Source organism: Aureimonas sp. N4 (assembly GCF_001463925.1).
GTDB classification, from domain to species: domain Bacteria; phylum Pseudomonadota; class Alphaproteobacteria; order Rhizobiales; family Rhizobiaceae; genus Aureimonas; species Aureimonas ureilytica_A.
Genome location: NZ_BBWS01000030.1, coordinates 90606 through 114466, shown reverse-complemented (window position 1 = coordinate 114466; position 23861 = coordinate 90606). Strand labels below are relative to the sequence as shown.

The 23861-nt window shown below is 67.2% G+C and carries 18 protein-coding genes; 6 read left to right on the top strand and 12 right to left on the bottom strand.

Annotated elements, in window-relative coordinates:
* Nucleotides 1-4: 4 nt before the first annotated feature.
* The 3 genes from AUL28_RS09705 (at nucleotide 5) to AUL28_RS09695 (ending at nucleotide 3078) form a co-directional block, all read left to right on the top strand.
* Nucleotides 5-883 (top strand): DMT family transporter, encoded by an 879-nt coding sequence (locus AUL28_RS09705; protein ID WP_062231985.1) that lies wholly within the window; start codon nucleotides 5-7, stop codon nucleotides 881-883.
* A gap of 251 nt (nucleotides 884-1134) precedes the next feature.
* The gene (locus tag AUL28_RS09700) at nucleotides 1135-1746 is read left to right on the top strand and encodes a YceI family protein (protein ID WP_058634915.1); all 612 of its coding nucleotides are present in this window, start codon (nucleotides 1135-1137) and stop codon (nucleotides 1744-1746) included.
* 90 nt (nucleotides 1747-1836) lie between these two features.
* Nucleotides 1837-3078 carry a cytochrome b/b6 domain-containing protein gene (locus AUL28_RS09695; RefSeq protein WP_062231983.1) on the top strand — a complete coding sequence of 414 codons (1242 nt, stop codon included), beginning with the start codon at nucleotides 1837-1839 and terminating at the stop codon, nucleotides 3076-3078.
* Between the two features lie 5 nt (nucleotides 3079-3083).
* On the opposite strand, the gene AUL28_RS09690 is transcribed toward AUL28_RS09695, so the two are convergent.
* The 7 genes from AUL28_RS09690 to AUL28_RS09660 all read right to left on the bottom strand — a co-directional run bounded on the left by AUL28_RS09690 (nucleotide 3084) and on the right by AUL28_RS09660 (nucleotide 13173).
* Complete coding sequence (locus AUL28_RS09690; RefSeq protein WP_062231981.1) at nucleotides 3084-5420, bottom strand: DUF3772 domain-containing protein; 2337 nt, start codon at nucleotides 5418-5420, stop codon at nucleotides 3084-3086.
* Between the two features lie 191 nt (nucleotides 5421-5611).
* Nucleotides 5612-7840, bottom strand: coding sequence for a methyl-accepting chemotaxis protein (locus AUL28_RS09685; RefSeq protein ID WP_244493472.1), 2229 nt, complete (start codon nucleotides 7838-7840; stop codon nucleotides 5612-5614).
* 146 nt (nucleotides 7841-7986) lie between these two features.
* On the bottom strand, nucleotides 7987-8862 hold the full coding sequence (locus AUL28_RS09680; RefSeq protein WP_062231977.1) for an aldose 1-epimerase family protein: 876 nt from the start codon (nucleotides 8860-8862) through the stop codon (nucleotides 7987-7989).
* Between the two features lie 66 nt (nucleotides 8863-8928).
* Nucleotides 8929-10260 carry an oxygen-independent coproporphyrinogen III oxidase gene (hemN, locus tag AUL28_RS09675; protein WP_062231975.1) on the bottom strand — a complete coding sequence of 444 codons (1332 nt, stop codon included), beginning with the start codon at nucleotides 10258-10260 and terminating at the stop codon, nucleotides 8929-8931.
* A 1-nt stretch (nucleotide 10261) separates the two neighbouring features.
* The gene (gene cydX / locus AUL28_RS09670) at nucleotides 10262-10414 is read right to left on the bottom strand and encodes a cytochrome bd-I oxidase subunit CydX (RefSeq protein ID WP_058601497.1); all 153 of its coding nucleotides are present in this window, start codon (nucleotides 10412-10414) and stop codon (nucleotides 10262-10264) included.
* 12 nt (nucleotides 10415-10426) lie between these two features.
* A complete protein-coding gene (gene cydB / locus AUL28_RS09665) occupies nucleotides 10427-11575 on the bottom strand; it encodes a cytochrome d ubiquinol oxidase subunit II (protein ID WP_062231973.1) in 1149 nt (382 codons plus the stop codon).
* A gap of 11 nt (nucleotides 11576-11586) precedes the next feature.
* A complete protein-coding gene (locus AUL28_RS09660) occupies nucleotides 11587-13173 on the bottom strand; it encodes a cytochrome ubiquinol oxidase subunit I (protein ID WP_062231970.1) in 1587 nt (528 codons plus the stop codon).
* A 147-nt stretch (nucleotides 13174-13320) separates the two neighbouring features.
* Between AUL28_RS09660 and cydD the strand changes: the two genes are divergently transcribed.
* Nucleotides 13321-15096, top strand: a complete 1776-nt coding sequence (gene cydD / locus AUL28_RS09655; protein WP_062231968.1) for a thiol reductant ABC exporter subunit CydD — start codon at nucleotides 13321-13323, stop codon at nucleotides 15094-15096.
* A complete protein-coding gene (gene cydC / locus AUL28_RS09650) occupies nucleotides 15093-16751 on the top strand; it encodes a thiol reductant ABC exporter subunit CydC (protein WP_062231967.1) in 1659 nt (552 codons plus the stop codon). Before cydD ends, cydC begins: the two co-directional genes overlap by 4 nt.
* A 15-nt stretch (nucleotides 16752-16766) precedes the next feature.
* Here cydC and xseA read toward each other — a convergent pair whose 3' ends face one another.
* On the bottom strand, nucleotides 16767-18362 hold the full coding sequence (gene xseA, locus AUL28_RS09645; RefSeq protein WP_062217955.1) for an exodeoxyribonuclease VII large subunit: 1596 nt from the start codon (nucleotides 18360-18362) through the stop codon (nucleotides 16767-16769).
* Nucleotides 18363-18366: 4 nt separating this feature from the next.
* Nucleotides 18367-19320, bottom strand: a complete 954-nt coding sequence (locus tag AUL28_RS09640) for a LysR family transcriptional regulator (protein WP_062217952.1) — start codon at nucleotides 19318-19320, stop codon at nucleotides 18367-18369.
* A 257-nt stretch (nucleotides 19321-19577) separates the two neighbouring features.
* Here AUL28_RS09640 and AUL28_RS09635 point away from each other — a divergent pair, with 257 nt between their 5' ends.
* Complete coding sequence (locus AUL28_RS09635; RefSeq protein ID WP_058601555.1) at nucleotides 19578-19841, top strand: DUF1127 domain-containing protein; 264 nt, start codon at nucleotides 19578-19580, stop codon at nucleotides 19839-19841.
* A gap of 90 nt (nucleotides 19842-19931) precedes the next feature.
* On the opposite strand, the gene AUL28_RS09630 is transcribed toward AUL28_RS09635, so the two are convergent.
* From AUL28_RS09630 to AUL28_RS09620, 3 genes are all read right to left on the bottom strand, one after another.
* The gene (locus tag AUL28_RS09630; RefSeq protein WP_058601503.1) at nucleotides 19932-21242 is read right to left on the bottom strand and encodes a hemolysin family protein; all 1311 of its coding nucleotides are present in this window, start codon (nucleotides 21240-21242) and stop codon (nucleotides 19932-19934) included.
* A 143-nt stretch (nucleotides 21243-21385) separates the two neighbouring features.
* Nucleotides 21386-22231: a hypothetical protein gene (locus AUL28_RS09625; protein ID WP_062231965.1), complete on the bottom strand. Its 846-nt coding sequence runs from the start codon at nucleotides 22229-22231 to the stop codon at nucleotides 21386-21388.
* A gap of 130 nt (nucleotides 22232-22361) precedes the next feature.
* Nucleotides 22362-23735 carry a glutamate--cysteine ligase gene (locus AUL28_RS09620; protein WP_062232047.1) on the bottom strand — a complete coding sequence of 458 codons (1374 nt, stop codon included), beginning with the start codon at nucleotides 23733-23735 and terminating at the stop codon, nucleotides 22362-22364.
* Between the last annotated feature and the right edge of the window lie 126 nt (nucleotides 23736-23861).

Below are 23861 nucleotides of genomic sequence, written 5' to 3'. Positions count from 1 at the left end.
CGCTGTGCGCAAAGACAATTCGCTGCTGGTCGGCATTCTTCTCACCCTGCTGGCCGGCGGCCTTCTGGCATGTATGGATGCGATCGGCAAAAGCCTGACGCTGATCCTGCCGGTGATCCAGGTCATCTGGTTTCGCTATTTCGTGCAGACCGTGCTGGTCGGCGCCTATCTCTCGTGGCGCACCGGGACGGGCTTTCTACGCACGCGCCATCCCGCGCTTCAGATCCTGCGCGGGCTCTGCCTGCTCGCCACGACCTTTCTCATGTACGAGGCCTTCAAGCGGGTGCCGCTGGCGGACGCGACGGCCATGCTCTTCTTCTCGCCCATCATGGTCACGCTTCTATCCGTTCTATTCCTGCGCGAGCGGATTGGCCCGCATCGCATCTTCGCGGTGCTTGTCGGCTTTGGCGGAATGCTCCTGATCCTCGGCCCAGGCTTCGGGCGGTTCGAGCCCGCGCTCGGACTGGCGCTGCTGGCCTCCGTGTCCAACGCGCTGTTTCTGCTCCTGACGCGCCATCTGGCAGGGCGCGAGGATGCGGCGGCGACGCAGTTCAACACCACGATCTCGGGCGCGGTGATTCTCTCCTTCGCCGTCGTGCCCAACTGGCAGACGCCCGACGCCACGACCGGCCTGCTTCTCGCCGCCATTGGCGTCTTCGGCACGCTCGGCCATTTCACGCTGGTGCGCGCCTTTGCTCACGCGCCGGCCTCGCTCCTATCACCTTTCCTTTATTCGCAGGTGCTCACAGCCGGGCTTCTGAGTGTCGCGCTGTTCGGCGATCCGCTACGCCCCGCCATGGTGGCCGGCACCGCGCTTCTGGTCGCGAGCGGTGTCTATATCTGGTGGCGTGAGAATCGGAGGCGGCTGGAGGCGACCGTCTAAGCCCCTGCCATCAAACGACGATTCTTCAGGATGGCCGGGCGTAAGACATCCGCCCGGTCTCGCTGCGAGGTGGATGGTCCGCCGTCTCCCGACGGCGCGACCCCGCCATTCTTCGTGACAGTTTTTGGGCAGAAGTCTCACCCATTGCGTCGCCCGGCGTAGACAGTGTGTCACGCTGGCGGGGATTTCGCAGTTGCGAAACCATCCGTAGGTTCGCCCCACTTCCGATCCCGGAACCTAAGGAAAACCCGATGTCGCTTCTGAAATCCGTCCTCACCGTTGGCGCGCTTCTCGTGGGTCTGGGCGCGGCCTCCGCGCAGACGATCGACGTGCCGGCCGGCACCTATGTCGCCGACCGCACGCACACCAACGTTCTCTGGACGGTCAGCCATTTCGGCACGTCGAACTATATCGGCCGCTTCAGCGACATCAACGCGACGCTGACCCTCGACTCGGCCAACCCGGACAAGTCCAAGCTCACCGCGACGATCAATCCGAAGTCGGTGGACACGAACTATCCGGCCAAGGACAAGGACTTCAACGCCGAGATCGCCGGTGAGATGTTCCTGGACGCCGCGAAGTTCGACACGATCAAGTTCGTCTCCACCAAGATCGAGACCACGGGCAAGGACACGGGCAAGGTCATGGGCGATCTGACCCTGCACGGCGTCACCAAGCCGGTGACGCTCGACGTCAAGCTGAACGCCGCCTTGAACCCGCACCCGATGTCGCAGAAGCCCGTCGTCGGCTTCTCGGCCACCGGCATGATCAAGCGCTCCGACTTCGGCATCAACGCGCTGGTCGGCCCGGTCAGCGACGACGTGAAGCTCACGATCGAGACCGAGTTCGTTCCGCAGTCGTAATCGGCTCTCCCCATTTCGAGACGATCCATCGAGGCCCGGCGCTCCCCGCCGGGCCTTCTTTCTCTCCCGACACGAAAACAGGCTGACACCATGCGGACCGGATCGGACGGCGTGAAGGGCTACAATGCCGGCGCCATGCTCCTCCATTGGGCGATCGCGCTCGCCATTCTTTTCCAGCTCGCCGGCGGCTTCGTCATGATGCGGCTGAACGTTCTACCCGATGGCAGCCGCTTCGCCTTCTTCCAGTGGCACAAGACGGTCGGCCTCATGGTGCTGACGCTGACGCTAGCGCGCACCGCCTGGCGCCTGCTCAATCCGCCGCCGGCCCATGCGCCGATGGGCGCTCTCGAGGCGGGCGCGGCCCATCTGGTTCACGGTCTTCTTTATGTGGTGATGCTGCTCGTGCCGCTGTCGGGCTGGCTCGTCGTCTCGGCCTCGCCGACCGCGATCCCGACGCTTCTGTTTCTTTCCGAGCACCTGCCCTGGCCGAACCTGCCGCTCCCGGCCGGCTGGCGCGGGGAGGGGGGCGAGGCTTTGGCCGCGACGCTCCACACTTGGCTCGCCTATTCCACGCTGGCGCTTCTTGGTCTGCATGTTGCGGGCGCGCTGAAACACTCGGTTCTCGACCGCCAGCCCTCGCTGTCGCGCATTCTTCCGATCGGCCATCTGCCGCGCCAGTCCACCGCGCTTCTGGCCATTCCGCTGGCCGCGGGTCTGGCCGCTCTGTTTCTGGGCGGTGGCTTGGCTGTGGGCCAGAGCGACGGAGCGGCACCTTCTGTCCAGGCCGTTGCCTCGGCGAATGCCCCGGCCCCTGCCGCGGCTGGTGGCTGGGCAATCGATAAAGCCGCCTCCAGCTTCACCTACGAGGCGACCTTCTCCGGCAAACCGATGACTGGCACGATCGGGAGCTGGAACACCGACATCGCGTTCGACCCGGCCCATCTCGATCAGGCCTCGGCCCGGATCGATATCGACGCGGCCTCGATCACGGTTGGCGATCCGTTCGTGCGCTCCAGTGCGCCAGGGCCGGATGGCCTGGACGTGACGGCGCATCCGAATGTCACGGTCGCGCTCACCCGTTTCGTGAAGACGGAGACCGGCTATGTCGCCGAGGGCACCGTGACGATCAAGGGCAAGAGCGCGCCCATCTCCGTGCCCTTCACCTTCGAGCCCGGCGCGGACGGCACGGCCCATGTCGTCGGCTCCGCCACGATCAATCGCCTCGCCTTCGATCTCGGCGCCAAGAACGATCCGGCCGCGCAATGGCTCGGCCGCGACATTCTCGTGCGTTTCGACCTGAAAGCCGCCCGCGCGCCCGCGCCGGCGGCCTAAGGGGATCAAGTGACGGTCGGCGCGAGCTTCACGTCGTCCGCCTGGAACCGCTCCAACACGCTGAACAGGATGGCGCTGCGCGTCGAATAGGCTTGGCGCGGCGAGGCGACGAAGGCGAAGCAGTTGAAGTTCACCTTGCCGTCCGCAATCGAGTCGATGAAGACGTTCGGCTTGGGATCTTCCAGAACGGCCGGGTGCTCGTCGAAAATCTCCATGACCGCCTTGCGGATCGCCAGCGGATCGGCGGACGGATGCACCGAGAAGGCGATCTGAACACGCCCGACCGGGTCCGCCAGCGTCATGTTGCGGATCGGCTTGGTGATGAACTCGGAGTTCGGCACGATCAGCGTCGAGCGGTCGGGCAGCTGGATTTCGGTGGAGCGCACGCTGATGCGCCGTACATCGCCTTCGTCGGTGCCGATGCGCACGCTGTCTCCGAGCTTCACCGGCCGCTCGGCCAGAAGGATCAGGCCCGAGACGAAGTTCTGCGTGATGGCCTGAAGGCCGAAGCCGATGCCGACCGACAGCGCGCTGACGACCAGCGCGATGCGCTCCAGCCCGATGCCGAGCGAGGTCAGGCCCCAGAAGCCGGCTAGGATGATGCCGGCATAGGAGACGATCATCGAGACGGAGTTGCGCGCGCCGGCATCCAGCTCCGTCGTCGGCAGATAGGTCTCGTTCAGCCAGCGCCGGACGAGGCGCATGGCCGCGATGCCGAGCGCCAGCGCGATCAGCGCCCGCAGGACCGCGCCTGGCTCCAGCGTGAAGCCGCCGACCGTGATCATCAGGGGGTCGCCGAGCTGGCTGAAGATCGCATCCGTGCCCGGCCCGAAGGGCGCGAAGATCATGGCGAGCGCCAGCAGCACCACGCCGATGCGCAGGAGCGCCGACAGCGCCACGCCGAGCTGCCCGACCGTGGAGGGCTTGAGACCCAGCGCCTCGTAGGCGGCGCGCCCGGTCCAGGCTTCGGGCGAGAAGATCGTGGTGCAGAGATCGTCCACCACGACCAGAAGCAAATAGGCCGAGGCGCAGACGACGGTGATCCAGACCGTCTGCCGCCCGATGAAGAGCGACAGGTTCACATAGCCCTGAAGCGCGGCGAGCACGCTGACGATCAGCGCCAGCCAGCAGACGAGCGTCGTCAGCGTCACGACGCTGCGCAGCGCCGTCGGCGTCGTGTTCTCTACCTGCGCGCGCCGCAGCCGGCGCAGCGTCAGGAGAACCGAGCCGATCAGGATCATATAGGCGACCGCGATGGCGAGATTGGCCGCGACGGTGGAGGAGGGGCTCGCGCCGACGATGCGGTTGAAGGCGACCACTGTGATGCCGATCGTCACCAGGATCGCGGCGAGCGACGGGTAAGGCCGCAGCCGGGCCGCCGCGTCGTTGGTGAGCGGCAGGAGGCGCCAGGAGGGCTGGTCCACCAGAAGCAGCCCACCGCCGAGCGACACGATGAACGCCCCGAAAGAGGCCGCGCCGATGAAGGAGGTCAGGAGCGCATCGGCTTCTTCGGTGAGAACGCCCGCCCAGCGCAGGCCCTGCCCGAACAGGAGAAAGCTGAGGCTCGCCGTCAGTGTGCCGACGAGAATGAACCAGAGCGCCAGCCCTGAGCGCCGCGCCCGCGTGCCCGGTGCCTGGGCGATGGCGAAGCGCCGACCGACCGCACGCAGCCGCCGCCGCACGGGATATAGGAGGATGAGGCTGACGCCGAGGCTGGCCGCGAAGACAAGCGCCCCCGATCCGCTGAAGCCCCCGGTGACGCCTTCCAGCGTGTCCCGCCCGAAGGACGTGGCGCGCAGGATGTCGAAGCGCATGGAGAGCGCGATCGAGTTCCAGAACCGGCCGGTGAGCGGCGAGGACACGCGCTCGAAGGTCGAGCGGTTGAACTCCTCGGCGAGCATCCGGTTGATCGTTTCGACCGAGTCGCGGGCATTGGTGGCGAGAAGCCGGGCGCGCTTGATCGCGGAGTCGAGATCGGTGCGCTCCTTTTTCAGCGCCTCGCGCTGGGCCTTGATGTCGGGCGCTTCCGTTTCACTGGCCTCGCCGAGATCGGCGATGCGCTTGTCCATGGCGTCCAGCATGGGCGTCAGCGCCGTGACGGCCTGTTCGGCGGAGCCCTGGATCGCCAGAACGCGCTCGCGCAGCGCCGCGCGATCCTCGCTCGGCAGGGTCTGGGCGACGCTCGCCTTGGCGGCCTCGTAGTCCGCGCCCTTGGTGTCGAGATCGGCGATGATCTGCGCGCTCGTGGTATTGGCGCTGGGCGGGTCCTGCGCCTGCGCCGCGCCGGCGGCGAAGCAGGCCATGGCCAGGATCAAAAGGAATCGGCGCACAAACCCTGTCATCAGCACTCTTCGACCTTTGCCCCCGTTCTCGTCATACCGTGTCATGGGCCGGCGTGGACCACAGCACTGTGGCATGGGAAGGACGCTGGCCTTCCCAATCGTCACTTTGGCCTTTGCGCGATTCCGGCAAAAGAAAAAAGGCCCATGCGGAGACATGGGCCTTTCCTTGGTCATAGGGGCTGCGCAAAGCCTTATCGGCTCATGCGCTCGAATCCGCCGCCGTCGAGATCCAGCGAGAAGCCGCCGCTGCTCGCCGGCCGTTCGGCCACAAAGCCCGCCGCTTGGGCTTGAAGCGAGTGGACGGGATTGGAGGCCGGGCCGCTTTCGAACAGATCATCGTCCACGGACGCCAGTTTCACCGGTGCCTTGGCGTGGCGCGCGGGCTTGGGCGCGGCGGCGGAGGCCGATGCGGCAGGCGCAGCCGTCGCCTTGGTCACCGTCGTGACCGGGGCCGCCGGCTTGCGGGCGGTCTTGCGCGCTTCGGTCTCGCGATTGGTCGCTTCGATCTCCAGCGCTTCGGCCTGGATCAGCGCGTCGCGCTCGGCATCCGTCATGCGGAAGTAGCCCGCGCGCTCTTCGAGGCGGCCTGCTTCGGACGCCAGCTGCTCGGCGGTCGCGGTCATCTCGTTGGCCGCGCCCGCATTGGCCTGTGTGACCTGATCCAACTGCTGAATCGCGTGATTGATCTGTTCCACCCCAACCGACTGCTCGCGGCAGGCCGCCGAAATCTCCGAGACCAGTTCCGCCGTCTTGCGGATATCGGGCACCAGCTTTTCCAGACGCGAGCCGGCATCCTCGGCGACGATCAGTGTGCGCGAGGAAAGTTCGCCGATCTCAGTCGCCGCCGCCTGACTGCGCTCGGCGAGCTTGCGCACTTCCGAGGCGACGACCGCAAAGCCCTTGCCATGCTGCCCGGCGCGGGCGGCTTCGATGGCGGCGTTCAGCGCGAGGAGGTCCGTCTGACGCGCGATCTCCTGCACCACCGCGATCTTCTCGGCGATCTCGCGCATGGCCTTGGTGGACTGCGTCACCGCTTCGCCCGTCGTGCCAGCATGGGTCGCCGCCTGCGCTGCGATCTTCTCGGTGGTCGAAGCGTTGTCGGCATTCTGACGGATGTTGGCGGTCATCTCTTCGATTGCGGCCGAGGCCTGCTCGGAGGCGGCGGCCTGCTCGGTCGAGCCGGACGACAGCTTCTCGGCGGTGGACGCGGAGCGGGCGGAGCCGGCCGCAACCAGCGAGGAGGAGGCACGCACGCCCGAGACGATTTCGGAGAGCTTGACCGTCATGTCGCTCATCGCGCGCTGGAGGTCGGCCAATTCGTCACGGCCCTTCACTTCGATACGCTGCGTCAGGTCGCCCGAGCCGATACGGCGCGCCAGATCCACGGCGCGCTGCATCGGGCGCACGATGGTAAAATGACTGACCAGCGCCACCGCCAGAAGGATCACGACGAAGATGGCGGAAAAGCCGATGGCCAGAAGCGTCAACTGCTCTCGCATGGGGCCAGCAATCGTGGCTTCGGGCACATCCACCACCGCGATCCAGGTCGTGTGCAGACCCGGAAGCTCGAAGGGGTAGAAGATACGGCGAACGATGTGGCCGTCGAGGTCGGTGATGCCCGCGACGCTGTGCGGCTTCTTGTCCGCTATCGCGGCGTCGAGTTCGGTGCGGCCCAGCGTGTTGCGATAGGGCGTCGTCAGTCGGGCGGGGTCGGGATGCGACAGCCAGGTCCCATCGGCGCCCAGCAGCTTCACGTTGCCGGTTCCGAACGGCTTGATATCTTTCAGGAAGTCGTTGATCTGACTGATCTGGATATCGAGCCCCACGACGCCGATGAACTGGCCGGCCGAGAAGACGGGGTGTACGACACTGGCAAGCAGGTTCTTGTTGCCGGTGTCAGTTTCGATATAGGCCGGTGTCACACCGGATGTGCCGCTATCGGCTGCGAGCGTCCACCAGGGTGCCTGATAATCTTCATCGAAGATCTGGAATGTCGGCATTGGCGTAGCGCCGCGATGCCACCACGGGGCGAAGATGCCGTTCTTGTTGGCCCCCTGCGCCATATTGCTCTTCATCCGGTCCTGCTCGCCGTCGAATGCCTTGGGCGCTTCCAGAAACCAGGCGCCATAGGCGAGAGGGTTGGGCTCGAAGCTCAGGCGCAGCGCTTCGATGACATCCTTGCGCGTGATGTCCAGCCGGGCATGGCGCTCGCCGATGCCGCCGGCGGTGAGGCGCGCCGCCGTGTCGAGCCCGGCGATTCCGCTTTCGACGATCTTGGCCGCGCGTCCCGCCTCGCTGGTCATCAGCCGCTCGGCCGTCTCGTCCGACTGTGTCTGGGTCTCATAGGCCAGGAGCCCGGCCACCGGCAGTAGCGCCAGAAGGAGGCCGGCGCCGATCCCGCCGATGATCTTGGTTTTCAAACTTACGCGCGCGCGACGGAACATCAGATTCGGTCTCGTTTGTTGCACCGCGAAGGAGAAGCCACGCACGGACTTAATGCCCGGTTCGAAACCACCCCGCGTCGCCTTCGGCGCGGGGCTTCCTCTCATTGTGGTTATCCCCGTCTTTAGCCGGCGACGGAAACTGTCCAGACATAGGAGCGCGCTTCGCCGGGGCTCAGATGCTCGTTGCCCGGCTTGTCCGCGAACTCGCCATCCCAGCCCAGCGGCGGCGTGGTGCCGGCCCAGGGCTCGATGCACAGGAAAGGCGCGCCCTGCGGCTTCGACCAGACGCCGAGATCGCGGAAGCCCTGCCAGGAAACGCGAAGAGAGGGGGCTTCGGCACCCGGCGCCTCGAAACGCACCGCGCCCTCGCCAATGCCGCCGAAGACCAGCGCATCCCCTGCGAACAGTTCGGGGGAGAGTTCGAGCATCTCGCCCACCACCGGAACCGACCGCTCGCCCTTCAGGAAGCCGCCCTCCAGCGCGCTGGCGCGCAAAGGTGCCGCGCCTTCGAAGCGAAGTCCGTGAGCCTCCTTCGCCACGCCCTCCGCCAGCGGCCAGCGAAAGGCGGGATGCGCGCCGACGGCATAGGGCAGGGACACCGTGCCGGGATTGCGCACGGTGGTGGTGACGGTCAGCGTGTCACCGCTCACCTCGTAGGCGAGTTCCAGCTCGAAGGCGAAAGGGAAGCGCGCGCGGCTCTCTTCGCTGTCGCGAAGCACGAGGCGCGCACGCGTCTCGCCCTTTTCCAGCCATTCGAACCGGCTGTCGCGTGCAAAACCATGCTGCGTCAGCGAGTAGGACTGGCCATCGACGATCAGCCGGTCGCCCGGCAGGCGGCCGACGATGGGAAAGAGAACCGGCGCATGGCGCGGCCATTCCGGGCCGGCCTGCCAGAGAAATTCCCGGCCTTCGCGGTCACGAAGCGAGGTCAGTTCTGCGCCGTCCTCCTTGATGCGGGCGGACAGGCCGATGGTGCCGATGCGATGCGGTTCCGACATGGGAAGCTCCGGGTGGGGACAGATCGCTCCCTTCTACCGGAACGGCGTTTCGTTTTCCCCTCCCGTTCAAACCGCGCTGCTGAAGCTTCGCTCGCCTTCGCTGCGAAACCGGTCGAACACGGCCGAGACCAGCCGCACGAAGGGTCGCCCCTTTTCGGTGAGGGCGATGACGTCATGGCGCATGTCCACGAGCCCCTGCAGAGCGAGCGGGCGCAGGAGCGCCAACTCGTCGGCATAGTGCCGCGCGCGCCGGCCGAGATCGACGCGGAAGTCGCACATGAGGCGCTCGATGATACGGGCGCGCTCGCGGTCGTCCCCCTCGAAGGCATGGCCGCGTCGGGTCGGCAGTTCTCCCGCCAGGACCCTCGCCTTATAGGCTTCGATGCCGCTTTCGTTCTGCGCGAAGCCCCCGGCCAGACGCGAAATGGAGGACGCGCCGAAGCCGATCAGCACCTCTTGCGCATCGTCCGTATAGCCCTGGAAGTTGCGGTAGAGGCGATGGGCGCGGGCCGCCGCCGCCAGCGGATCGCAGAACAGGGCGAAATGATCGATGCCGATGCTCTGGTAGCCATGGGCGAGGAAGCTCGCCGCCACCGCCTCCTGCTGGCGCACCCGCTCCGGCGCGCCCGGCAGAAGCGCGGCGTCGATCAGTCGCTGGTTGGCGCGGCGCGCGGGCAGATGGGCGTAGCCATAGCAGGCGACGCGATCGGGGCCGAGCAGGATGACCTCCCGGCACGTGCGCTTCAGGCTGTCCACGCTCTGTCGCGGCAGGCCATAGACGAGGTCGAAGTTCAACTTCGCGATGCCGGCACGGCGCAGCATGGCGACTGCCGCGCGCACGGTCTCGGCCGGCTGCACGCGGCCGATCGCCTGTTGAACCTCGGGGTCGAGATCCTGCACGCCGAGGCTCGCACGGTTGACGCCCAGCACGGCCAGCCCGTCCACCAGCGCCTGATCCACGCGGCGCGGGTCGAGTTCCATCGCATGTTCGAACCCGGTTTCGAAATCGAAATGGCGCTCCAGCACGCGCAGGACCGAGGCCACGCCGGCAATGCCGAGGATCGAGGGCGTGCCGCCGCCCCAAGCGATGCGCGCGATGCGAAGTCGGGCGGGAAGATGGCGGGCGGTGAGCGCGATCTCCGCTTCCAGGCCCAAGCGGTAGGCTGCGACGACATCGTCCCGCAGCGCCGCCTTGGCGTGGCAGCCGCAATAATGGCAGATCTCCCGGCAATAGGGCACGTGGAGATAGATCGAGACGGGCTGGCCCGCATCGCTCGCAGCGAGCCAGGCGGCCGTTTCCGCCGGGCCGATGGCGGACGAGAAGTCCGCCGCCGTGGGATAGGAGGTGTAGCGTGGCACGGTGAGGCTCGCGAGCTGTTCGGTGAAATCGTCGCTCATGTCAGGCCCCATCCAGAGCCGTTCCGGGCCGCCCTTCGGGCTCGATCGCGAGAGCCGACAACCGGCGATCCTCCTTCATCTCGAACCACATGGCGTTGAGAATGGCGAAGGCGCAGGCGAGGCCGAGGCCCAGAACCCAGGAAAAATACCACATGGCGTCGGCTCCTCAGTAGGCGTTGGGGTTGCGGCCGATGGACGTGGCCGTCACCGGCCCGCGCATGACGCGATAGACCCAGGTCGTGTAGGCCAGGACGATCGGCAGGAAGATGAGCGTCGCGATCAGCATGACGAAGAGCGTCAGATGGCTGGACGAGGCGTCCCACACGGTCAGGCTGACGTTCGGGTCGAGATTGGAGGGCAGGAGGAACGGGAAGAGCGAGAGCCCGGCGGTGGAGACGATGCCGAACACGGCCGCCGCCGACGCCAGAATCGCCGCCACGCCGCCGCGCTTCCCGAGCGCCAGCAAAGCCAGCGCCGAACCGAGGAAGCCAAGCGCCGGGGCGATCAGCATCCAGGGGTGGCTGGAGTAATTGCCGATCCAGGCGCCCGTTTTGCGCACCACGCTCTTGGCCAGCGGGTTGGACGCCGCCGCGCCGATCTGCCGGCTGGTGACGACATAGCCATCGAGCCCGAAGGCGACCCAGAGCCCACCAAGCGCGAAGAGCGCAAGCGAGGCGATGGCCGCCATGCGGCCATAGGACCGCGCCCGGTCCGCCACCGCGCCGGGGCAGCGCGTGGCGATGACGCTCGCGCCGAGCGTGATCACCATGGACACCGACACGAGGCCACAGAGAAGCGCGAAGGGGCGAAGCAAGCCGAAGACATTGCCGGCATAGTGCGGGCGCAGCGTCGCATCGAGGCCGAAGGGCACGCCGAGCACGACATTGCCCACGGCCACCCCCATGATCAGCGCCGGCACGAAGCCGCCGACGAACAGCGCCCAGTCCCAGGTCTCGCGCCAGCGCGGGTCCTTGACCTTGCCCCGGAACTTGAAGCCGACGGGCCGCAGGATCAGCGCCAGCAGGATCACGATCATCGCGAGGTAGAAGCCGGAGAAGCTCGCCGCATAGAGCGCCGGCCAGGCGGCGAAGATCGCGCCGCCGCCCAGGATCAGCCAGACCTGATTGCCTTCCCAGGTCGGGCCGATGAGGTTGATGAGAATGCGCCGCTCCTCGTCAGATCGGGCGACGAAGGGCAGGAGCGCGCCGACGCCGAGATCGACGCCGTCCATGATCGCAAAGCCGATGAGAAGCGTGCCGAGGAGCGCCCACCAGACCAGCCGGAGCGTTTCGTAGTCGAGGGGAAGTTGGGTCATGGGTTCAGCTTTCAGCGATGGTCGGGGGATGCGGCGGCGCCCTTGGGCACGAAGCGCGAGCCGCCCGCGTCGTCGATCCAGTCGGCTGCCGCCTTCGGGCCGGCCTTGATCGTCTTCAGCATGAGGAAGACCATGACGATGGCGAGCGTGGTGTAGAGCGTCAGGAAGAAGGCGAGGCTGATGGAGAGGTCCGTCAGCGTCAGGCCGGAGGCCGCGTAAAAGGTCGGCAGCACGCCTTCCACCACCCAAGGCTGGCGGCCATATTCGGCGATGAACCAGCCCGCCTCGATGGCGATCCAGGGCGTCGGCAGGGAGAGAAGCGCGATCCAGAGAAGGGCGCGATTGGTGCCGATCCGGTGCTTCGAGGCGCGCCAGAAGGCGGTGGCGAAGAAGGCGATCAGATAGAAGCCGATCACCACCATGAGGCGGAAGCTCCAGAAGAGCGGGGCCACGCCCGGCACCGTGTCGAAGGCGGCCTGCGTGATCTCTTCAGGCGTCGCGTTCACCACATCCTCGCGGTAGCGCTTGAGAAGCAGCGCGTAGCCGAGATCCTTCCATGTGGCGGCGAAGGTCTCGCGCGCCTTAGCGTCGGACGGGTCGGCGCGCACGGCTTCCATCGCCGCATAGGCGATCTGGCCGTTGCGGATGCGCTGGCCGGCCGTCTGCACGAGCTCGAGAATGCCGGGAATTTCGCCCGAGATGGAGCGCGTGGCGATGAGGCCGAGCGCATAGGGCACCTGCACCTCGAAGGAATTTTCCTTGTCGCCCGGAATGGCGAAGAGGTTGAAACCGGCCGGCGCGGGCTCGGTATGCCACATGGCCTCCATGGCCGCGAGCTTCATCTTCTGATGCTCGGTCGCGGTGTAGCCGCTCTCGTCGCCCAGCACGACGACCGACAGGGCGGAGGCGAGGCCGAAGCTCGCCGCCACCGCGATCGAGCGCTTGGCGAGGTCGACATGACGGCCGCGCAGAAGAAACCACGCGCTGATGCTGATCGCGAACATCGCGCCCGTGACATAGCCGGCCGAGACCGTGTGGACGAACTTTGCCTGCGCCACCGGGTTGAACACCACGGCCATGAAGTCCGTGATCTCCATGCGCATGGTTTCGGGATTGAAGGTCGAGCCGACCGGGTTCTGCATCCAGCCATTGGCGATCAGAATCCAGAGCGCGGAGAAATTGGCCCCGAGCGCCGTGAGCCATGTCACCGCGAGATGCCCGACGCGGCTCAACCGGTCCCAGCCGAAGAAGAAGAGGCCGATGAAGGTCGCTTCCAGAAAGAAGGCCATGAGGCCCTCGATCGCCAGCGGCGCGCCGAACACGTCGCCGACATAATGGCTGTAATAACTCCAGTTCATGCCGAACTGGAATTCCATGACGATGCCGGTGGCGACGCCCATGGCGAAGTTGATGCCGAACAGCGTGCCCCAGAACAGCGTCATGCGCCGCCAGACCTCGCGGCCGGTCATCACATAGACGCTCTCCATGACGGCCATCAGAACCGACAGGCCCAGCGTCAGGGGTACGAAAAGGAAATGGTACATCGCCGTCGCCGCGAACTGGAGTCGCGACAGGTCGACGACCGTCATGTCGATCATGGGTCTGCCCGCCTTTGAGAGATGCCGGAACCGTCCGGTTCGCAATGAGGCCTAGACCCGCCGCGCCGGGCGCGCCTTGATTTGAATCAATGCCGCCGCGCCGCGCGTCGCCTAGTCCTTTCCACGAACAGGCGAGAGGACAGGGCGATGGGCGCGGATCGGGTGGGCGGGGGGCGCGGGCGCGATGGCGAGCGGCGTTGGCTGGGAGGCCTTCGCACCATTGGCGGTTGGCCGCTGGCGCTCGCCGTCGCGCTGCCGCTTGTCTCGGGCGTGCTCGTCGTCGCTCAGGCTTGGGTTCTGGCCCATCTCCTGGGTGAAGCCGCGTCCGGCACGCTTGCACTTGAAGCGGAGACGAAGGGCGCGCTGGCGCTGGCCGGCTTGTTTCTGGCGCGGGCGGGGCTTGCCTATGGCATGGAGCGCGCGGGATCGGCCGGGGCCGAGCGTATCAAGGCGCGCCTGCGTCTCGCCCTGTTCGATGATTGGATGGCGCGCCGGCCGGATTGGGGCGCAGGTCACGCCTCGGGCGCGCTGGCCTCGGCGCTTCTCGAACAGGTGGAGGCGCTGGACGGGTTCTTCGCGCGCTTCCTCCCGGCCATGGTAGCCGCGACAATCCTGCCGGTCGCCTTTGCCGCTTGGGTCTTGCCCGTGGATTGGGTCGTCGGCCTTCTTCTTCTCGTCACCGCGCCGCTGATCCCGCTTTTCATGGCGCTGGTCGGCTGGGGTGCGGAGGCGGCCGGCGAGGCGCAGGCCTCCGCCCTGTCGCGCCTGTCAGGCTTCTTCGGGGATCGGCTGCGCGGCCTCTCGACCCTCGTCCTGTTCGGTCAGGCCGAGGGGGCGGAAGAGGCCATGGCGCGGGCCGGCGAGGAATGGCGGCTGCGCACCCTGAAAGTCCTGCGCATCGCCTTTTTGTCGTCGGCGGTTCTCGAATTCTTCGCCGCGCTCGGCATCGCCGGCGTGGCGCTCTATGTCGGCCTGTCGTTTCTGGGTTTCGTGACGCTCGGCTCCGCGCCGCTGACGCTGGAAGCCGGCCTCTTCTGCCTGCTCATGGCGCCCGAAATCTACGCGCCGCTGCGCCAGCTCGCCGCCCATTATCACGACCGGGCCAGCGCCAAGGCGGCGGTCGGTGAGATCGCCGCGCAGTTCGGCACGCTGCCGGCTCTCGTTTCTCCCAAGCCGGCGCAGGAGCCGGACCTCGCCACACCTTTAAGCGAGCCTGCCGGCGTCGAGGTCTGCGCGCTGACGCTGCGCACGCCCGATGGGGCGCGGCCCGTTCTGGACGCGGCCGATCTTCTGCTGTCGGCCGGCAGCCATGTCGCCATTCTGGGGGCAAGCGGCTCGGGCAAGTCCACGCTTCTGGAAGCCCTGGCGGGCCTTCGCGCGGCGCAAGGCACGATCCGGCTGGCCGGCCGGCCGCTGGATGAGATCACCGAGCCGGCCCTGCGCCAGGCCGTCGCCCTGCTGCCACAGCGCCCGCATCTCTTCGCCGGCACGATCGCACAGAATATCCGCCTTGCCGATCCGCTGGCAGGCGACGCGACACTGATCGAAGCGGCCGAGCGCGCCCGCGTTCTCGATTTCGCCTTGGATTTGCCCGACGGACTGGAAACGCGCATCGGCGAAGGCGGCTTCGGTCTGTCGGGCGGCGAGCGGCACCGCGTGGCGCTGGCCCGCCTTTATCTGCGCCAGCCCTCGATCCTGCTTCTGGACGAGCCGACGGCGCATCTGGATCGCCAGACCGAGTGCGAGGTGCTGGACGACATCCTGCGCTTTGCCGGCGAGAGCGGGCGCACGCTCGTCATTGCCACCCATTCGCTTGAAGTCGCCCAGCGCATGGACCTCGTGCTGCGTATCGAGAACCGCCGGCTGATCCCGCTATCGGGCCGGCCCCGCCCCATCCTCGCCAGCCGGGAGAATGCCGCATGAGCGCGCTTCGCCGCTTCGCCCCCGTCTTCGCGCAGAGCAAGGGCCGCTTTGCCCTGACGCTCGCGCTCTCGCTTCTGACGCTTCTCTCCGGCGCGGCGCTTCTGGCGCTCTCGGGCTGGTTCCTCACCAGCGCCTTCCTCGCAACGGCCGCCGTGAGCTTCAACCTCTTCGGCCCGTCCTCTGCGGTGCGCGGCCTGTCGCTCGTGCGCATCCTGTCGCGCTATGGCGAAAAGCTCGTCGGCCATGATGCGACCCTGCGCACGCTCAGCCATATCCGCGCCGAGACGTTTCGCGCTGCCATTCCGCGCTTCGGCGCGCTGAGGAAGGAGTTGACGCGGGGCGATCTCGTGCAGCGTCTCACCGCCGATGTGGAAGCGCTGGATGTGATCTTCCTCTTGGCGATCGGCCCCATGGTGACGGGGCTCCTCGCGGGCGGCGCGCTCGCCTTGGCGCTGGTGTTTCTCTTGCCAAGTGCGGCGCTGGCCTATGCCCTGGCCTTCGGTCTCGCCACCATTGCCGTGCCCCTGGCTCTGGCCCGTGCCTCTCGGGAACCGGGCGCGCAAGGAATCGAGGCGCTGGCTTCGTTGCGCGGCACCGTGATCGACGCGATCGACGGTCAGGCGGACCTTCGCCTCTTCGGGGCCGTCGGGGAGGCTCGCCAGCGCCTGGAAAGCGGCGCGCGGCACCTGTCCGCCTCGCGCCGTTGGCTCGCCGCGCAGAGCGCATTGGCGGCGGGTGCGATCCATCTCCTGTCCGGCGCGGCGCTGATCGGCGTGCTCATGCCGGGCCTCGCCGCGCTGCGGGGCGGGCAGATCGGCGGACCTGTTCTGGTCGCCCTGATGCTGGCCGTTCTCGGCAGTTTCGAGGCGGTGGCCGGCACGGTGCGCAGCGTCGCACGGCTGGGCGCGTCCCGCGCGGCGGCCGAGCGGCTGGATGCGCTCGCGCATTTGCCGCAGACGCTGGCCACGCCGGCCCGGCCTGCCACGCTTCCGGCTGGCGCGACTTTGAGCCTGCAAGGCGTGTTTTTCGCACCGCGCGGCGCGCGGCCCATTCTGGATGGCGCCAGTCTGGCGTTGAAAGCGGGCGAGCGGATCGCGCTCACTGGCCCCAGCGGCTGCGGCAAGTCCACGCTTCTGGCGCTCGCCATGGGGCTGCTGCGTCCCGACCGGGGACGCGTGGAGATCGCCGGGCAGGATATGGTCCACATACCCTTCGAAACCCTGCGCCAGCGTCTGACGCTGCTCGAACAGGACGCGCCGGTCTTTCTGGGCACGATCGCGGAGAATCTGAGGATCGGCCGCAGCGATGCGACAGACGATGAACTCTGGGACGCGCTGCGCCGCGCGCGGCTCCGCAGCTTCGTCGCCACCTTGCCGCAAGAGCTGGAGACGCCGCTTGGCGAGGGCGGGCGCACGCTTTCAGCGGGGCAGGCGCGCCGGCTGGTTCTCGCCCGCGCGCTGCTCTCGCCCGCGCCGATCCTGCTTCTGGACGAGCCGACCAGCGGGCTCGACCCCGAAACCGAACAGGCGTTTCTCCTGGACCTGGCTGAGGCGACGGAGGGCCGCAGCGTGATCCTCGCCACCCATGCCAACCTGCCCGATGGCGCGATGGACCGGGTGCTGCACCTCCATCACGGCCATCTCACTTCGATCTGAGATGGAAGCGCCGCGTCAGAACAAATCGCCCTGCACCACGTCCATCTGCTCGCGCTTGGCGCGTTTTGCGCCCTTGGCCGGCTTGGCGGTCGGCACGGCGTCGGCGTCCGGCGCTGCCGCGATGGCGGCGCGGCGGTGACCGCGCGCGAATTCGATCTCGAAGCTCGAGCCCGGCACGAGGTCTTCCGCGCGCGTGATCGGCACGTCGTTCTCGCCGCGAATAATGGCGTAGCCCCGCTCCAACACCTGCCGCGGGTCGAGGCTGGAGGCGACGCGCCATGCCCCTGCCAGCGAGGCGCGGCGGCGCTCCTGCACGGCCGAGAAAGCCCGGTCCATCCGGTCCGACGCGGTGGCCAGCCGATGGCGCGCTTCGCCGCTGCGCTGCGTCACGATATGGGGGCGCAAGGACGAGCCGAGCCGATCGAGATCGTGGCGAAGCTCGCGCAGCGCCGAGTCCAGCCGGTGGATCAGGATGGAATCGAGATGCCGCAGATCGGCCCGCTTGTCGCGGATCGAGGATTCCAGCCGTGCCGGGGACAGGAGAAGGCCGGACTCCGAAAGCCGCCGCCGCCGTTCGCCGATCAGAAGCCGCTGGTTGCGCTCCAGCGCCGCGTCCGCCTCGTCCAGCCGTCGGCGGGGCAGGGCGAGCAGCGCGTCGGCGGAAGGGAGTGCGCGGGCCAAGTTCGCGACCGCCCGCCGCTCCGCCTGAAGCGTGCGCGAGATCGCCGCGCCGCTGCGCGCCTCGATGGCGGCCAGCATGGCGACGAGATCGGCCCGCACGGGGACGGCCATTTCGGCCGCGCCCGTGGGCGTCGGCGCGCGCCGGTCGGCGGCGTGGTCGATCAGGGTCCAGTCGGTTTCGTGCCCGACCGCCGAGATCAGCGGAATGTCGGAGGCCGCCGCCGCGCGCACCACGGCCTCGTCGTTGAAGCCCCAGAGGTCTTCGAGACTGCCGCCGCCGCGCGCCACGATGATCACGTCGGGGCGGGGAATCTTGCCGCCGGGCGGAATGGCGTTGAAGCCCTCGATCGCGGCCGAGACCTCCGAGCCGCAGGTCTCTCCCTGCACGCGCACCGGCCAGACCAGGACATGCAGCGGAAAGCGGTCGGCGATGCGGTGCCGAATATCGCGGATCACCGCGCCGGTCGGCGAGGTGACGACGCCGATTACGCGGGGCAGGAAGGGCAGGGGACGCTTGCGCTCGGCGGCGAAGAGCCCTTCGGCTTCGAGCTTCAGACGCCGTTCGTTGAGAAGCGCCATGAGCGCGCCCGCGCCCGCCGGCTCCATCGCCTCGATGACGATCTGATATTTGGAGGAGCCGGGAAAGGTCGTGAGCTTGCCGGTCGCGATGACCTCCAGCCCCTCTTCCGGCTTGAAGGCGAGCTTGCCGAAGCTGCCGCGCCAGACCACGGCCTCCAGCCGCGCCTTGTCGTCCTTCAGCGCGAAATAGGCGTGGCCCGAGGAGTGCGGCCCGCGATAGCCCGAGATCTCGCCGCGCACGCGCACATGGCCGAACGCATCTTCCACCGTGCGCTTGAGCGCGCCGGAGAGTTCCGACACCGAATATTCCGCGACATTGCTGGCAGTAGCCTGCTCCATCAGATCGCTCATGCCTTTACCAGCCGGCCACGCCGACGCTCGGGCGCAGCCGCTGCGTGCGGATCATGCGCGTTTCGGGCAGGCGGCTTTGCGACTGCGGCGGCAGGGCGGGCGTCAAATTGTGCAGGCTCTCTCGGATATGATCGACCAGGGCGGAGATGACGGGCGAATCCGTGTTGCGCCCGCGCATGACGGCGATCTGCGCGTCGGGCAGGCGGGGAAAACCGTCCGTCTCGTTCAAAACGCGCATTCCCGGCCGCAGCGCGCATTCGGGCAAGACGCTGACGGCCAGACCCGCCAAGACGGCCGAGGTGACGATCTGCGCCGACCAGGAGGTGAAAAGGATGCGATGCGTTCGCCCGATCCGGTTCAGCGCGTCGATGCCTTGCTGGCGCCAGTTGCAGTCGGCACGCCCGATGGCGAGCGGCAGGATCGGCTCCTCGTGAATGTTATGCGCGGCCGAGGTCACGAAATGCAGCGGCTCGGTGCGCACGATCTCCGACCAGGCGTGGGTCTTGGAGGGGCACACGAGCGCCACGTCGAGATGGCCCTTGTCCACATGTTCGATCAGGCTGGAGGTGGTCTCACAGGCGATCTGCAATTCGACGCGCGGATTGGAGCGCACGAATCGCGCCATGATCTCGGGCAGGAAACGCTCCGCGTAATCATCGGGCAGGCCGATGCGCACATGGCCCTCGATCGTCTGCTCGTCGAAGGCGGCGAGCGTTTCCTGGCTGAGCGTCAGCATTCGGCGGGCATAGGTCAGGAGCCGCCCGCCCGCTTCCGTCAGCTTCACGGCGCGGCCCGAGCGCTCGAACAGCTCGGTTCCCAGCCGCTCTTCCAGGCGGCGCACCTGCATGGAAACGGCGGACTGCGTCTTGAACACTTCCTCCGCCGCGCGGGTGAAACTGCCCGTGTCCACGATCGCGGCGAAGGTGCGAAGCTGGTCGAGATCGAGGGGAGTCGCCATGGTCGCCACCCATAATGATCGGTGATGCTGGGCATAAGAAACATTCGTTGGTCTGATCCGTCAAGCCGGACTATCTCCATTCTCGACAGCCAGAGACGAGACCGCGAAACCGGGTGGCTTGAGCCCTCGACACAGCGGAGAGTGTGAACCGGCCCAGCCGGGACATGCTGCCTTTCAACGCGCGGACAGACCGTCCTGCGCGAAGGATGGCGCTTTGCCTGCCGCGCCAGGATTGGCTTTCGAAAGGAGAAACGGCCATGACGCTCGCATCGAAGACACCCGCTCCCTCCGTGGAAACCCTCGCCCAGTCGATCCGCATCGGCTTCGTGGCGCTTCGAGCGATCGTCCGCACCATGCGCAATCGCCGGGCAGCCTATCGAATGTCGGAACTGCCGGATTACCTCCTGAACGATATCGGCCTGAAACGCGATGACGTTCACGAGGCGCTTCATGCCGACTGGCGCGAAGACCCGACCTACCGGCTGGCCGTGCGGGCCAGCGAGCGCCGCCGCTCGCTCTGATCCCGCGCCATCGTCCGCTTGAATGCAAAAGACCCGCCGCGAGCCTCTCGCGGCGGGTCTTTTTGTATCTGAATTCGGACGACGAGGCGATCAAGCCTCTTCGCGCGCGGGCTCCAACTCACCGAGCTGCGTGGCGAGAATCTTGTCGACCCGTCGCCCGTCGAGATCCACGACCTCGAAGCGCCATGAACCATACTGAATGAACTCGCCGACCTCCGGGATATGGCCGAACTGGTCGAGGATGAAGCCGGCCAGCGTCTCGTAGTCGCGCTCCTTGGGCAGGCTGCCCGAGCCCAGACGCCGCTCCACATCGTCGATCGGCATTCCGGCGTCGATGAGGTAGGAGCCGTCCTCGCGCTGAACGACGGAATAATCCTCCTCAGCCCCTTCCGGCAGTGAGCCGGAAATCGAGGCGAGAATGTCGGTCGGCGTCACCACGCCTTCGAAGGAGCCGTATTCGTCGATCACGATGGCCATGTGAATGTTCACGGAGCGGAAGCGGTCGAGCAGCTTCAGAACCGGCATGGTCTCGTTGACATAGAGCGGCTCGCGCACGACCGCCTTCACATCGATCGTGCCGGTGCGACGATATTGCTCCAAGAGATCCTTGGCCTGAACGACGCCGACGAGATCGTCCACGTCTTCCTTGGCGACGGGAAAGCGCGAGTGGCCGCTCGAATGAATCTCGTCCAGAATGGCGTTCGGGTCGTCGGCCAGCGAAATCCAGGCCACATCCGGGCGGGGCACCATGATGGAGCGCACGTTCCGGTCGGCGATCCGCAGGACGCCTTCCAGCATCTCGCGTTCTTTTTCCTCGAAGACGCCCGACTCGGTGCCTTCGGCGATCATCGCCTTCACTTCTTCTTCCGTCACCGAGTTCTCGCTGGCGGCGCGCGCGCCCACCAGCTTGCTGACGGTCTCGGTCGAGAAGCGCAGGAACCAGACCACCGGCGCGCCGATCATGGCGATCAGGCGCATGGACGGGGCGACGAAGGCGGCGATCGATTCGGAATGGGCGAGCGCGAATCGCTTGGGAACCAGCTCGCCCAGAATCAGCGAGAAATAGGTGATGAGCACGACCACAAGCGCGAAGGCGATCGTATCGGCGTGGTTGGCGATCAGTGGCAGCGGGCGCAGGATTTCGGCCACGGGCTCGGAAAAGGCCGAGGCGCCGAACGCGCCCGCGAAAATGCCGACAAGAGTAATGCCGACCTGAACGGTGGACAGGAAGCCGGTGGGATCGTCCACCAGCTTGAGAGCGGCGGCCGCCCCTTTGCTGCCATTCTGCGCCATTTGCTGGAGCCGGATTCGGCGGGCCGACACAACGGCCAATTCCGACATTGCAAAGAACCCGTTCAAAAAGATCAGGAAAACGACGATCAGAAGGTTGACGATCAGCATCCGGTGTCCGTGGGGGCCAAGCGCCCCCCATTGAAGATGCCGGATTATAGGGGGCAGCCGTGTTCCGATCCAAGGGACCGGGGCGAAACTTTTGCCCGCCGGCCCTGGAAAACCTGCGCTTGTGCTCTTCGCCTTCGCCCCGATCAGCCCTGCGAGCGGGGTTTTTGATCGAAAAGTCTGGCCATGGCGCTGAAATAGTCGGCCTGCACCGATTGCGCATTCGTGATCATGTCGAGCACGGGATCGCGGCGCGAAGCCTGCGAATCAGGAATCGGGGCGGGTTGCGGCGGCGCGCTCTGCGGCGTGAAGGCCCGCGTCATCGCCGCCATCATGCCGAATGGATCGACTGGGAAAGAGGCCGGGACGGCGGGGCTCGGCTGCGTCGGCGCGCTGGCGGCCGGCATCACCCATGGGAAGGCCGTGCGCCATGCGTCGGAAAACAGCGCCGTCATGGCGGCCGGGGAGCCGGGCATGGGAGCGGGAGCCGAGGGACGGTGGAAGGCCTCCACCGCATTGGCCGAGCGGCGCATCGCTTCCGCGAGGGTCTGGCCGGCCGTGTCGCTCGGGAAGTTCTTGGTCCAGTTGCCGGCCCCGGCCGCCATGGTCTGGAGCGCCGCGTTGAAGACCAGCGCGCCGAACTGGGGCATGAGCTGCTGAAGCATGTCGGGCGCCTGGCCCGTCAGAAGCGAGGCCTGCCGCGCCACGGCGCTCATCAGATCGGGGCCGAACAGCGTCTTCGTCACCATCTCGCCGGCCGGGCCGGACAGGAAGCCGCCGGGGCCGAGTCCGCCCATGGCGCCGAAGCGCTCGGCCAGATCGGACCAGCTCTTGGGGTCGATCATCGCCCGCTGCATTCCCAGGATATAGGCCGGCACCAGCGCGTCGGTCGTGGCGCGCATTTCCTCGTGGCTCAGACGAAACCGGGCGGCCAGCGTGTCGGCCGCTTCACCCGCGCCCGCCGCTTTCAGCCAGTCGAAGAAGTCCGTCATCGCATTGTTCCTTCGCGCGTACCGGCCGGTCTCTCGGATCGGCCCAGCATGGGCCAGCGAGCCGGCTCTGCCAAGGCAAAGGCTTCACGGGCGTGCCGTCATCCGCAGGCGCGTCAGCTTCGATCCCGGCTCAATAGGTGAGGTGAGCGAACAGCGCCTCGAAACGCCCGCCCCATTCGCCTTCGAAGCGCGCCAGCAAATCGTCGGCCGCCGTGCGCCCGCTGTCGATTCGCGCGCGCAAGGGAGCGAGATACATCGCCTCGCTGCGACCGGCCGAATCGAGCCGGGCGCGTCGCTCCAGCCCCGCCTCGGCGATCGGCACCACGCGGCGCGCGATGGAGAGCATGGTCTCCTCGCGGAAGGGCGCATGGAGGCCGAGACGCGGCACGGCCGAGCGCAGCCGATCGACCTCTTCGAAGCTCCAGTCGGCGGTCAGCGCCTCGGCCTCGTCCAGCGCCTGATCGTCGTAGAGAAGGCCGCACCAGAAGGCGGGGAGGGCGACGATATCCTCCAGCGGACCGCCATCGGCCCCGCGCATTTCGAGAAAGCGCTTGAGGCGCACGTCGGGGAAGACGGTGGAGAGATGGTTGGCCCAGTCGCCCATATTGGGCTCGGGGTCGGGCACGCGGCCCTTCAGCGCGCCGTCCAGCATCTGGCGGAAGGTGATGTCGGTCACGTCGTGATAGCGCCCTTCGCGCATCACGAAATACATTGGTACGTCGAGGGCCCATTCCACATAGTCGCGGTAGCCGAAGCCGCCTTCGAAGGCGAAGGGCAGGAGGCCGGAGCGCTGGTTGTCGACATCCAGCCAGACGCCCGAGCGCCAGGACAGAAACCCGTTCGGTTTGCCCTCGGTGAAGGGGGAATTGGCGAAGAGAGCAGAGGCGAGCGGCTGGAGCTTGAGGCCGACACGCATCTTGCGCGCCATGTCCCGCTCGTCGGAGAAGTCGAGATTGACCTGGATGGTGGAGGTGCGGAACATCATGTCGAGGCCGCGCGTACCGACCTTCGGCATGTAGCGCTTCATGATGTTGTAGCGCGACTTCGGCATGACGGGCGTCTCGGCCAGCGTCCAGAGAGGGCTGGCGCCGATGCCGAGGAAGCCGATGCCAAGCGGCCCGGCGATCTCCTTCACGTGGTCGAGATGAGCTTCGGTCTCCGCCAGCGTCTCGTGCAGCGTTTCCAGCGGCGCGCCCGACAGTTCGAACTGCCCGCCGGGCTCCAGCGAGATCGCGCCTTCGCCGCTGCCGCCGGCGAGCCCGATGATGCGCCCGTCATCGACGATCGCCTCCCAGCCTGTGCGCGCCTGCAACTCGTCCAGAATGCGGCGGATGCCGTCCTCGCCCTCGTAGGGCACGGGCGAGAGATCGGCCAAACGAAAGCCGAATTTCTCGTGCTCCGTGCCGAGGCGGAAGGCCGAAACCGGCTTCTCGCCTGCGCGGATATGGTCCACCAGCTCGTCCAGCGAGCGGATGGGGGTGAGATCGGTCGTGTCGCGCGCCATGAGAAGCTCCGGGACGAAGTCGATTCTAGGGAGCCGGCGCGGAAGCCGGCGCAACATCTGCGTGTCTGTCCGCTTTCCCGGCAAGGCGCAAGAGCCAGACGGTGAACGCTGCGGACGCCGGAAGGG

What these genes read in the sequence shown, in the direction of transcription:
- AUL28_RS09630 (WP_058601503.1), bottom strand. Translation starts at nt 21,242, where the DNA reads ATGCTGATCGTCAACCTTCTGATCGTCGTTTTCCTGATCTTTTTGAAC.
- AUL28_RS09700 (WP_058634915.1), top strand. Translation starts at nt 1,135, where the DNA reads ATGTCGCTTCTGAAATCCGTCCTCACCGTTGGCGCGCTTCTCGTGGGT.
- AUL28_RS09620 (WP_062232047.1), bottom strand. Translation starts at nt 23,735, where the DNA reads ATGGCGCGCGACACGACCGATCTCACCCCCATCCGCTCGCTGGACGAG.
- AUL28_RS09625 (WP_062231965.1), bottom strand. Translation starts at nt 22,231, where the DNA reads ATGACGGACTTCTTCGACTGGCTGAAAGCGGCGGGCGCGGGTGAAGCG.
- cydC (WP_062231967.1), top strand. Translation starts at nt 15,093, where the DNA reads ATGAGCGCGCTTCGCCGCTTCGCCCCCGTCTTCGCGCAGAGCAAGGGC.
- AUL28_RS09680 (WP_062231977.1), bottom strand. Translation starts at nt 8,862, where the DNA reads ATGTCGGAACCGCATCGCATCGGCACCATCGGCCTGTCCGCCCGCATC.
- AUL28_RS09635 (WP_058601555.1), top strand. Translation starts at nt 19,578, where the DNA reads ATGACGCTCGCATCGAAGACACCCGCTCCCTCCGTGGAAACCCTCGCC.
- AUL28_RS09695 (WP_062231983.1), top strand. Translation starts at nt 1,837, where the DNA reads ATGCGGACCGGATCGGACGGCGTGAAGGGCTACAATGCCGGCGCCATG.
- cydX (WP_058601497.1), bottom strand. Translation starts at nt 10,414, where the DNA reads ATGTGGTATTTTTCCTGGGTTCTGGGCCTCGGCCTCGCCTGCGCCTTC.
- AUL28_RS09640 (WP_062217952.1), bottom strand. Translation starts at nt 19,320, where the DNA reads ATGGCGACTCCCCTCGATCTCGACCAGCTTCGCACCTTCGCCGCGATC.
- cydB (WP_062231973.1), bottom strand. Translation starts at nt 11,575, where the DNA reads ATGACCCAACTTCCCCTCGACTACGAAACGCTCCGGCTGGTCTGGTGG.
- hemN (WP_062231975.1), bottom strand. Translation starts at nt 10,260, where the DNA reads ATGAGCGACGATTTCACCGAACAGCTCGCGAGCCTCACCGTGCCACGC.
- AUL28_RS09690 (WP_062231981.1), bottom strand. Translation starts at nt 5,420, where the DNA reads ATGACAGGGTTTGTGCGCCGATTCCTTTTGATCCTGGCCATGGCCTGC.
- cydD (WP_062231968.1), top strand. Translation starts at nt 13,321, where the DNA reads ATGGGCGCGGATCGGGTGGGCGGGGGGCGCGGGCGCGATGGCGAGCGG.
- AUL28_RS09660 (WP_062231970.1), bottom strand. Translation starts at nt 13,173, where the DNA reads ATGATCGACATGACGGTCGTCGACCTGTCGCGACTCCAGTTCGCGGCG.
- xseA (WP_062217955.1), bottom strand. Translation starts at nt 18,362, where the DNA reads ATGAGCGATCTGATGGAGCAGGCTACTGCCAGCAATGTCGCGGAATAT.